Below are 10,749 nucleotides of genomic sequence, written 5' to 3'. Positions count from 1 at the left end.
CCTTTAATAAAGGAGAGAGGTTCCCCTCTTGTTTAAAGAGGGGTTGGGAGATTGATCCGATTACCCTGCCTTTTTTAATGCAAAATCCCGACCAAAAAGCAGTTTGCTGCGGATATTACTAATTGGTGTCTGGTCCGCAATCAGTTCTGCATACCAAGCCCCATCTTCGGTATCGCCAAATAGCACTGCACCAATGACTTTGTCCTGCTGAATAATGATCCGTTTATAGATCTGACGTTTTTCATCATTCAGCACGATATCTTCAAAATCATCCTGCGGTTCGAAATTGCCTGCCGAGAAGACATCACATCCACTGACCTTAAGCTGGGTCGGAACAGTCGGTGCCTTAAAGGTCAGTCGGCCATGTTCAGCCAGATGCGTCGCGCAGATAAAGGCCTGTCCCCATAATGGCTCAACCAGTCCAAAGGTCTGGCCACGATGCTCAATGCATTCACCCACTGCATAAATACTCGGGTCATAGGTTTGCATGGTGTCATTCACCAGCACCCCACGATTGCAGCGCAGACCAGCCTGTTCAGCCAGGGTTTTATTTGGTCGAATCCCGACGGCGAAGACCACCAAATCGGCATCCAGCACTGTCCCGTCTTTTAGTCGCAGTTGAGTCACGTGACCATCCATACCGAGCAGCTCTTCGGTGTTGGCTTCGGTGATGATCCGGATACCTTTATCTTCAATTGATTTTTTCAGCATTTGACTGGCTTTCATATCCAGCTGACGATCCATAATACGATCCATCAGGTGCAGCACAGTCACATTCATCCCCTGCTGCTTCAGTCCATAAGCTGCTTCTAGACCCAGCAACCCACCTCCAATCACGACGGCGTTTTGCCTGGTTTTGCAGCAATCCAGCATGCGGTTAACATCCTGAATATCCCGGAAGCTAATTACGCCTTCAAGTTCAGCACCCGGAATTGGCGGTACGAAAGGTTTGGAACCGGTCGCGAGGATCAGACGATCATAAGCAACTATCTCACCTTTTTCGGTATGAACCTGCTTACGTGAACGGTCGATAGCGATAGCAGCATCTCCAGCAATAAATCGAATGCCTTTTTCGGCATACCAGTCAGCTGAATGCAGCATAATTTCGGCAAAGCTTTTCTCACCAGACAATACCGGTGACAACATGATCCGGTTGTAATTGCCCCATGGCTCTTCCCCAATCACGGTAATGTCATAACGATCTGGTGCCATATCCAGCAAGTCTTCCAGACAGCGCATACCCGCCAGTCCATTCCCGATCAGTACCAGTTTTAAGCGCTCTGTGTTTTGACCATTACTGGAAATATAAGTTTTTTGTGGAGTCGGACTCACCAGAACTTTGCCATTTTCAATTCGGGTTGGAAATACCAGTAATTTCTGCTCTTGTTCTTCCAGACAACGACCGGTCACCAGACTGAAATGCTGCTTGTAAATTGGGGATGCGACTACACGCTCACCTTGCAGATCACCCAGAATGCCACGTGCCATGACATTGGCCAGACTAAACGGATCCTGATTGCTGAGTGCATAAACCCGCTGTTCCTGACCCACGCGAAAAATTGCAATCTGCTGATCTTCAATCAAGGCTGCAACACCGGTATTCGGGGTGATCTCATCCAGATGACAGACTTCGTACCAGTTCAGTTCGTTCATGTCTTTTAAAATTGTCATTTTCATTCTCCCTGACTATGGTATTTAGGCTTCAACCACTGGAATACGGTTTAAATCACGTTCAGCTTCTGTCTTTGGACGAATCTGGCCACGTACAGGCGCAAACTGAATATGCGGGTCATTCTGCTCGGCTGCTTTGGCATTGATAAAAGTCTTAAAACGTTTGCGTACTTCAGGATCTTCAATCGCGCTGCGCCATTCATCCTGATAAGTGCCAATCACATGCTGCATACGGCTTTCCAGTTCAGTAGCAATGCCGAGCGAATCATGCACAATGACATCTTTGAGATAGTCCAGCCCGCCTTCCATATTGTCACGCCATACGCTGGTGCGCTGCAGACGGTCCGCCGTCTGGATATAGAACATAAAGAAGCGGTCGATATATTTGATTAGGGTGGAAGTATCCAGATCCGAGGCGAGCAGTTCAGCATGGCGCGGTTTCATGCCGCCATTGCCGCATACATATAGATTCCAGCCTTTTTCCGTGGCAATGACACCGACATCCTTGCTCTGTGCTTCTGCACATTCACGGGTACAGCCGGATACTGCCATTTTAGTTTTATGTGGTGAACGCAGGCCTTTATAACGGTTCTCCAGGAAAATTGCCAAGCCGACAGAATCATCGACCCCGAAACGGCACCAAGTGCTGCCCACGCAAGATTTCACCGTACGTAAAGATTTGCCGTAGGCATGTCCGGACTCGAAACCGGCATTAATCAGCTTTTCCCAGATTTCAGGCAGTTGATGTACCTGCGCACCAAACATGTCAATTCGTTGTCCGCCTGTGATTTTGGTATATAGGCCATAATCTTTGGCAATCTGACCGATGGTAATCAGGCCATCCGGGGTAATCTCGCCGCCTGCCACACGTGGCACAATCGAATAGGAACCATCTTTCTGGATATTGCCGAGGTAGTAGTCGTTGCTATCCTGCAAACCGGCATGGCTAGGTTTTAGGACAAAGTCATTCCAGCAGGATGCCAGAATATTGGCTACAGTCGGTTTGCAGATATCACAGCCCATCCCATGACCATGTTGCTGGATCAGGTCAGAGAATGTCTTGATCTCATGCACACGAACCAGGTGATACAGTTCCTGACGTGAATAGGCAAAGTGTTCACACAGGTGATTGTTCACCGTGACACCCTGACGCTGTAATTCAGATTTGAGAACCTGCGTTACCAGTGGCGCACAGCCACCGCACGCTGTTGCAGCCTGCGTGCATTTTTTCAATGCACCCAATGAAGTTGCACCGCCATCAATGGCTGAACAGATATCAGCTTTGGAAACGTTATTACATGAACAGATGGTCGCACTGTCAGGCAATAAATCGATGCCACTGCCACCTGATTTGGAGGTTGACTGATCAAAGCCCGGCATGATCAGGCTTTCCGGTTGCTCCGGTACAGCCAGACCATTTAGCATCATTTGCAGGAGATCACTATATTCTTTGGCACAGCCCACCAGCACCGCGCCCAGCAGCCTGGTCTTATCTGCTGACACCACGATTTTTTTATAAACCTGCGCGGCTTCATCAGCATAGAAATAGCTCAAAGCACCTGGGGACATGGCATGTGCATCACCAATAGAAGCAACATCCACGCCCATCAGTTTGAGCTTGGTACTCATGTCCGCACCAGCGAATGCATGACTTTCTTGGCCTAGGACATGTTTTGCCGCGATCCGCGCCATGTCATAGCCTGGTGCAACCAGACCATAAATTTTATTGTCCCAAAGTGCACATTCACCAATGGCATAAATGTCCGGATGTGAGGTCTGGCAATAATCATTAATGATGATGCCGCCACGCTCACCAATCAGTAAACCACTTTGGCGCGCCAGTTCATCACGCGGACGAATGCCGGCCGAGAACAGGATGATATCGGTTTCAAGCACCGAACCATCTCCGAACTTCATTACATGCTGAGTGCTGTCACCATCTTCAATACTTGACGTGGCCTTTTGAGTATGTACCTTGACACCAAGGTCTTCAATTTTAGAGCGCAGTACCCGGCCGCCCAGATCATCAATCTGCACCGCCATCAGACGCGGAGCAAATTCTACGACATGGGTTTCCAGATTCAGATCTCGCAGGGCTTTCGCTGCTTCCAGCCCTAGCAAGCCGCCGCCAATCACTACGCCAGTTTTGGCATTCAGACTGGCTGCACGAATGGCATCCAGATCTTCAATGGTACGATAAACAAAGCAATTCTGACGGTCATTGCCCGGGATTGGTGGCACAAAGGCATAAGAACCGGTAGCGAGAATCAACTTGTCAAAACTCAGCACATCACCCTGGCTGGTGGTGACGGTTTTATGGAGCTGATCAATTTCAACCGCTTTAGTATTAAGTCGCAAATCAATGCCATAAGCATCGGCAAAATCACTACGACACAGACTCAGATCCTTGACCGACTTGCCGCTGAAATATTCGGTCAAATGTACCCGGTCATAAGCTAAATGTGGCTCTTCTGCCAAAATGGTCAGTTCAATGTCATCACCGGCCTGTTCCAGTACAGATTCGATGAATTTATGCCCCACCATGCCATGCCCAATCATGAGAATTTTCATATCTGCACTCCAACTATTGTTTTTTTAAAGATGATAAAAAGCCGCATATCACGTCTAGGCATTGATATGTCTGCTGATTGAATATGTTGTAAATACCGCAACCCAGCGCTTTGTAATGCTGGAGGAAGGGTTGAAACGCTTGTGCGTTTTGTATTGCTGAACAACTGACCATGTCATTTATCCTGTGCTGAACGAAATACCAATCACACTCCTTGAAAGTGCAATTACGATCAGAACGGACATCGTTGGCCGTTGTTAGTATTGAAAGTCATCTTTGACGATTTAATAAATGCAGAAATCGTGCCAACTTTTCCAATAAGAAAACGCCTTATTTCAGGCAGATGATCTACCTAAACGCTTCATTTTGATCAGTCATCAGCTGAAATCCCTAAAGCTATGCACTAAATTGAACAGAAAAATAGAATTTTATGCACCAATTTAATGGCATGTTTTTTGCTTTACTCCTGCTTGAATATTCCTTAGGCCTTACTTGAAAATATTCCATGTCCAAATTACGAATTGCTCTTATTGATGATGATCTGGAGCGCGCCCAATTCATCCAGGAATCCTTACTTTCACATGATTTTCAGGTGGTGGCCTGTTTAATCCTGAATGACCTGAATATGGTACATGTTAAGGGTATTCATGCAGATGTGATCCTGCTGAATATGGATCATCCGCATCGGGATATTATTGAAAGCTGTGTCAGCCAATATGAACTTCCGACCGTGCTGTTTACCCAGAACTCCAATAAAGACACCATCAAAAGTGCGATTGATGCCGGAATCACGGCTTATATTGTCGATGGTATTGATCCCACCAAACTAGAAAGCATTCTGGAAATTTCAATTGAACAGTTTCGCAAGCATAAAAAGCTGCTGAATGATTTAAAAGAAACCCAGGACAAACTGATTGACCGTAAAGATATCGATAAAGCCAAAGCCCTGCTCATCCAGCTGCATGCATTAACGGAAGAGCAAGCTTTTGCTTTATTGCGTAAAAATGCCATGAGTCACCGGATTACCATTGGTGAAATGGCCAGACGCTTACTGGATGCACAGAAGCTGTTATTGGGCCAATAAGGAAAAGCATATGTCCACATTAGAAAAAACTGAACTCAATATTGGCTATATTCCTTTACTTGATTGTGTTGCCATTCTCTGGGCCGAAAAACAGGGGTATTTTGCTGAGCAAGGATTAACCATCAATTTAATCCATGAAGCCTCCTGGTCTAGTTTGCGTGACCGTCTGGCCTATGGCTTTCTGGATGCTGCACATTGCTTGTCTGCCATGCTGCCCGCTGCTGCCCTGGGTACAGACCAGTTACAGGTGGCTTTGCAAACCCCTCTAGTACTGAGCGTGAATCAGGCTTTTATTAGCCTGCGCCAGGATTTGTGTTATGAACTCTGTATCCAGCCTGAGGATGATGAACAGAATACCTCAAAGAAACTGGTACAGGCTTTACAACAGAATCATTCCATCAATCTGGCCTATGTGTATAAATATTCGATTCACCATTACTGTTTAAAAGAATGGCTGGCGCTGACTGATCCACAACTGGCCAAGAATATCCAGCTGATGACCTCTCCACCGCCTTCCATGGTAAAAGGAATCGCGGAACAGGTATTCGATGGCTTTTGCGTGGGAGAACCCTGGAATATTCAGGCCAAACTTGAAGGCTATAGTTTTATCGTCGCGGCAAGCCAGAATGTCATTCCAAAAGTTGCCGATAAAGTCTTGGCCATGACCCAGGAATGGGCAGAACAGCATCCATTTACCGTAGAGGCAGTGGTCAAGGCAGTACAAAAAGCGCAGGATGATTTAAAGCAGCGCCCTGATCTTTCCGAAGTCTGGGATATGTTAGTCGATTATCAGATTATTCAGTTTGAATGTTCCGCCCAGCGGCATGTCTATGACTTTTACAAGATCAAGAATATTATCCGGAATTTTGTTGGGAAAAGTGCCCAACCGAAAGTCGATGATTTTATCTGGCTTCTGCAGCAGATGCAGAAATGGGAAGATATTGAAATGACCGCAGCCGAGAAAAAACAGATTGCAGAACAGTGCATCTATAGTTTGCAAAGCCAGCATGCAGACATTATTGGCTAAATGATGTTACTGAAAAAAGAGGCCTGATTTTTCAGGTCTTTTTCATTGAGTCTATTTTCCAGAAAATGATTAAAAAATCTCTGCATTCTGATCTAACTTCTTGAATATGATTAAGAGTTGTCTGCTAATTTTTGCTATAAAAATAAGTCCTTTTTAAAGTCATTTCAGGATTTGGGATGAAATGGCATCCATTTTGCTTAATCAGTATTACGTTTTATAAAAATTGTAATATTGAGGGGCAACACTATGAGTTACGTTGCGCGTGAACTCAGTCAAAGAAATAAGTTACTGTTTGGCTTGGGGTCGTTTTTAATACCAATTCTGATCTGGTGTGCAGTCAGTTATTTGCCATTTATCTGGCATCCACAAGTCCAGATTATGGATTCAGGTAGTGTTGCCTATTTACAGGTCGAGAGTCGTATTGATAAAGACCAGTTTTTTTCTGCTGCGCAGTCTGCGGTAGATCAGGGTCTGGCTCCGCCGCAGGGTATTCTGGTCAACCCGATTTATCTGCCTGCCCCGCATGAAGTGGCAATCGCATTGGTCACTGCATTTACCACAGAACCTGCTCAAGCCAATGCCCCATGGTTTCATGAAAGCCTGTGGCACAGTATCAAACTGGTGTTTACTGCCTTCTTTATTTCTTCCCTGATCGGTATTCCACTCGGCATTTTATGTGGCTTCTCTAATAAAATTTCCCAACTCACGGAGCCATTTGTCGAGTTTTTCCGTTATCTGCCAGCCCCAGCCTTTGGTGCGCTTGCGGTGGCTATTTTAGGCATCAATGATGCACCAAAAGTAGCCATCATTGTGATTGGAACCCTGTTCCAGCAAATCCTGATCATTGCCAATACTACACGACTGGTGGATCGCAGTCTGATTGAAGCAGGTTTTACCTTGGGCACCAATAAATTAAAAAGCCTGTTTCATGTGGTCATTCCAGCGGCATTACCAGAAATCTACCGCAACCTGCGCGTATTGCTCGGCTGGGCATGGACTTACCTGATCGTGGCTGAACTGATCGGCAGTACCTCAGGAATTACCTGGTTCATTACCCAGCAAGCCCGCTATCAGAATTTTGACAATGTCTTTGCAGCGATCCTGATCATTGGGGTAATTGGTCTGCTCTGTGACGTGATTTTAATGAAATTGGGACAACGCTTATTTAAATGGAAACCGGGAGCAAACTGATGCAAAACACTGAATTTAATACCCGCGAATATTTTGACAAGATTTATAGCCGTCCAGTCATCTTGGAAGCCAAACAGCTCACTCAATCCTTCAAGCATGGCAAAACTGAACGCATCATTTTAAATGGCATTGACCTGAAAATTCATAAACGTGAGTTTATCTGTGTGATTGGTCCATCGGGTTGCGGTAAATCGACTTTTAGCCGTGTGGTAGCTGGGCTAGATCCTTATACCAGCGGTGAAATTCTGGTGGATGGCAAGCCGATTACCGGCCCAAGCCCGGAACGTGGCATGGTGTTTCAAGGCTATACCCTGTTCCCATGGAAGACCGTGAAAGAAAACATCATGTTTGGCCCGAAAATGAAAGGTCAAAGTAATGCTTCTGCTGAAGCGCAGGCACGTGAATGGATCAACATCATTGGCTTGGAAAAATATCAGGATCAGTATCCGCATCAACTTTCAGGCGGGATGAAGCAACGTGTGGCGATTGCCCGCGCCTTGGTCAATGAACCCAAAGTGTTGCTGATGGATGAACCTTTTGGTGCACTGGATCCGCATACGCGCCAAAAAATGCAGCGTCACCTGATGGATCTGTGGCAAAACATCGACATTACCATCATTTTCGTGACCCACGATATGGATGAAGCCATCTTGCTGGCAGACCGGATTGTGGCGCTGAAAGCCAATCCAGGTGAAATCAAAGAAATTATTGAAGTGGATTTACCACGTCCACGCCATCCAGATCTGATGCTGACTCCGGAATTTAAACAGCTTCGCGAGCACGTCAATCATCTGGTACATGCACAGGAGGATGAGCTGGATCCTGCACTAGCCGATCTTCCAGAAATTCCACGCTTGACCAAAGTCAGCACGAGCAAATAATCCGTTTTAAAAAAGAGCCTTTGGGACGACCCAAAGGTTTTAATCGCTGTGTTGGACGACCAACAATAAGGTGATTGCAATGCAAGACCAATACGTACTCCCACTCGTCGATATTTCTAAAATGCAAAGTCCACATCTGGCCGATCGTCTTGAAGTCGCGGCAGCTTTAGACCAGGCCTGTAAAGATGTTGGGTTCCTTTATCTTAAAGGGGATCAGTTTAATTTTGATTATGCCAAGTCACTGGTTGAACTGTCCAAATCCTATTTCGAGCAGGATCTGGACACAAAAATGCAGCACTATATTGGCAAATCCAGTAACCATAGCGGTTATGTTCCAATTGGTGAAGAACAGTTCGCGGGCAACAGTTATGACCTCAAAGAAGCCTACGATGTAAATTATGACTATCAGGGTTCTAGAACAGACTGCCCATTGCTAGGCCCAACCTTATGGCCTGATCATCAAAATTTTAAAACCATTGTTAGCCAATATTACGGCCACTTGCGCACCATCAGCGAACAGATTTTTTCTGCTTTTGCCCTGGCTCTTGGTATCAAAGAAGATTTCTTTGCCGATAAAATTAATGATGCACCAAGTCAATTGCGCCTGATTCATTATCCGTACAATCCGGAAGTGAAAGATGCCGAAGGGATTGGCGCACATACTGATTACGAATGCTTTACCCTGCTGTTACCCACCGCGCCCGGCTTACAGGTTTTGAATAAAGCCGGTGAATGGATCGACATTCCACTGATTGAAAATACCTTGGTGATGAATATCAGTGACATGATGGAAATTCTGTCAAATGGTAAATATCTCGCCACCAAGCACCGCGTGAAAAAAGTCTCTGAAGAACGTTATTCGTTCCCTCTGTTTTGCGCCTGCAATTATGACACCGTGATTGAACCGGTTATTCATACTGAAAATTCCAAATATTCTGCCCTGATCGGGGGTGAGCATCTGTTTAATCAGACCGCCCAGACCTTTCAATATTTAAAACAGCGCATTGCTAGCGGTGAACTGATCTTAAAAAATGCTGTACCACTTTCCTCTTTTGGACTTGAAGAACAGGCGGAGACAGCATCATGAATCTGTTTGAAGTAATTAAAACTTTAAAGCCCACTATCCCTCAGCCAAAGATTATTCCGGGCTTTTTATATGGTGCTTTCCGGCGTAAAAGTATCAGTTTTTATAATGGTCTAACCGATGAAAACACTATTGTGTACTGGTTCCAGTCGCGCAGTTTTACCATTGATCTTCGTCTAAAAAGCCAGACGGGAACTGCTGTTCAGGAACGCCAAGGCTGGATTGGCAATACGCTTTGGGATAACACCAGCCAGCTCTTGTCCTGGGAAGTGAAAGACTACGCCAATTACCAGAATCATGTGCAGTGGCCGGAACCAGCCAGGTTGCATGCGATTGGCAACTGCATTCTGGAATTTTCTCCAAGTAATGTCTATGTCGAAGACTGGCGCCAGCAGGTGCAACACGGTTTATTTTTAGGCCTGCGTCTTCAGTCTGCGCTTGATGTTCAATCTGGTCAGACACTGGAAATGGATGGCGGCCTGATTATTTGCGCTGATCATATTGCTTATGCCCTGACGCGTTTGCCTGAAGTGCAAAGTACAGTCGCTCAAATGGACTTGAAAGCTGTTGATCCGACCGTGTTTGCCTTGTTGGAAAGTTTTGAGGTTTCTATCGGGACTGATGGTCAAGCTAAAACTTACAGCACCTGCAGCAGTGAGACAGGTAAAGCTTTTAACCTGGAAAATTTTGAAGTTCTCAATGGAAGCAGTCTGGTTCAGCATGTCATTTTAGATGGTCGCGACATTGACCTGATTTTTGAGCTGGATATATACCAGCCAGATTACCAATTTCAATATACAACCCCCACGACTACACAAGCTGAAATCTGGCTGAAGTCAGAACAGGATCACCTGATGCAACATGCAGAACGGGTGTTATAGGGAGAAATATGTCTTTTTTATATCTGTCGATTGCCATTATTGCAGAAGTCATTGCCACTTCTGCATTGAAAGCTTCCAATGGTTTCAGCGTGCTCTGGCCTTCACTTGCCACCATTGCCGGTTATGCCGTTGCCCTGTTTTTCCTATCACTGACCATGAAAACCATTCCGATGGGCATTGCCTATGCAATCTGGTCTGGTGCTGGCATTATCTTGATTTCAACGGTTGGCCTCTTGGTGTTTAAACAGCAACTGGATCTTCCCGCGCTGATCGGTCTGGCGTTTATGATCATTGGCATTATTTTTATCAATGTCTTTTCCAAAAGTACGCAGCTTTAATATTTTAATATTCATCTAACAAT

Annotated in this window: 9 protein-coding genes; 7 read left to right on the top strand and 2 right to left on the bottom strand. The window is 45.6% G+C overall.

The features are described 5' to 3' along the window. Positions 1-60 precede the first annotated feature (60 nt). Positions 61-1,671 carry a nitrite reductase small subunit NirD gene (gene nirD / locus F894_RS04470; RefSeq protein ID WP_005246284.1) on the bottom strand — a complete coding sequence of 537 codons (1,611 nt, stop codon included), beginning with the start codon at positions 1,669-1,671 and terminating at the stop codon, positions 61-63. Positions 1,672-1,695: 24 nt separating this feature from the next. Then, positions 1,696-4,242, bottom strand: a complete 2,547-nt coding sequence (gene nirB, locus F894_RS04465) for a nitrite reductase large subunit NirB (RefSeq protein ID WP_005246283.1) — start codon at positions 4,240-4,242, stop codon at positions 1,696-1,698. A gap of 503 nt (positions 4,243-4,745) precedes the next feature. Between nirB and F894_RS04460 the strand changes: the two genes are divergently transcribed. From F894_RS04460 to F894_RS04430, 7 genes are all read left to right on the top strand, one after another. Next, positions 4,746-5,324, top strand: coding sequence for an ANTAR domain-containing response regulator (locus tag F894_RS04460; RefSeq protein WP_004280362.1), 579 nt, complete (start codon positions 4,746-4,748; stop codon positions 5,322-5,324). Between the two features lie 10 nt (positions 5,325-5,334). Next, positions 5,335-6,351: a CmpA/NrtA family ABC transporter substrate-binding protein gene (locus F894_RS04455; protein WP_005246282.1), complete on the top strand. Its 1,017-nt coding sequence runs from the start codon at positions 5,335-5,337 to the stop codon at positions 6,349-6,351. A gap of 246 nt (positions 6,352-6,597) precedes the next feature. Further along, on the top strand, positions 6,598-7,542 hold the full coding sequence (locus tag F894_RS04450) for an ABC transporter permease (protein WP_005246281.1): 945 nt from the start codon (positions 6,598-6,600) through the stop codon (positions 7,540-7,542). Next, positions 7,542-8,423: an ABC transporter ATP-binding protein gene (locus tag F894_RS04445; protein WP_005246280.1), complete on the top strand. Its 882-nt coding sequence runs from the start codon at positions 7,542-7,544 to the stop codon at positions 8,421-8,423. The genes F894_RS04450 and F894_RS04445 overlap by 1 nt, the downstream gene beginning before the upstream one ends. A 79-nt stretch (positions 8,424-8,502) precedes the next feature. Continuing rightward, on the top strand, positions 8,503-9,510 hold the full coding sequence (locus F894_RS04440; protein WP_005246279.1) for an isopenicillin N synthase family dioxygenase: 1,008 nt from the start codon (positions 8,503-8,505) through the stop codon (positions 9,508-9,510). Further along, positions 9,507-10,388, top strand: a complete 882-nt coding sequence (locus tag F894_RS04435) for a hypothetical protein (RefSeq protein ID WP_005246278.1) — start codon at positions 9,507-9,509, stop codon at positions 10,386-10,388. Before F894_RS04440 ends, F894_RS04435 begins: the two co-directional genes overlap by 4 nt. A gap of 8 nt (positions 10,389-10,396) precedes the next feature. Continuing rightward, positions 10,397-10,726, top strand: a complete 330-nt coding sequence (locus F894_RS04430; protein ID WP_004280373.1) for a DMT family transporter — start codon at positions 10,397-10,399, stop codon at positions 10,724-10,726. Positions 10,727-10,749 lie beyond the last annotated feature (23 nt).

The sequence above is a fragment of the Acinetobacter sp. CIP 51.11 genome, assembly GCF_000369665.1.
GTDB classification, from domain to species: Bacteria; Pseudomonadota; Gammaproteobacteria; order Pseudomonadales; family Moraxellaceae; genus Acinetobacter; species Acinetobacter lwoffii_S.
The sequence above is the reverse complement of the archived record's forward strand: the minus strand, read 5'-3'. Positions and strand labels throughout refer to the sequence as shown.

What these genes read in the sequence shown, in the direction of transcription:
- nirD (WP_005246284.1), bottom strand. Translation starts at nt 1,671, where the DNA reads ATGACAATTTTAAAAGACATGAACGAACTGAACTGGTACGAAGTCTGT.
- nirB (WP_005246283.1), bottom strand. Translation starts at nt 4,242, where the DNA reads ATGAAAATTCTCATGATTGGGCATGGCATGGTGGGGCATAAATTCATC.
- F894_RS04460 (WP_004280362.1), top strand. Translation starts at nt 4,746, where the DNA reads ATGTCCAAATTACGAATTGCTCTTATTGATGATGATCTGGAGCGCGCC.
- F894_RS04455 (WP_005246282.1), top strand. Translation starts at nt 5,335, where the DNA reads ATGTCCACATTAGAAAAAACTGAACTCAATATTGGCTATATTCCTTTA.
- F894_RS04450 (WP_005246281.1), top strand. Translation starts at nt 6,598, where the DNA reads ATGAGTTACGTTGCGCGTGAACTCAGTCAAAGAAATAAGTTACTGTTT.
- F894_RS04445 (WP_005246280.1), top strand. Translation starts at nt 7,542, where the DNA reads ATGCAAAACACTGAATTTAATACCCGCGAATATTTTGACAAGATTTAT.
- F894_RS04440 (WP_005246279.1), top strand. Translation starts at nt 8,503, where the DNA reads ATGCAAGACCAATACGTACTCCCACTCGTCGATATTTCTAAAATGCAA.
- F894_RS04435 (WP_005246278.1), top strand. Translation starts at nt 9,507, where the DNA reads ATGAATCTGTTTGAAGTAATTAAAACTTTAAAGCCCACTATCCCTCAG.
- F894_RS04430 (WP_004280373.1), top strand. Translation starts at nt 10,397, where the DNA reads ATGTCTTTTTTATATCTGTCGATTGCCATTATTGCAGAAGTCATTGCC.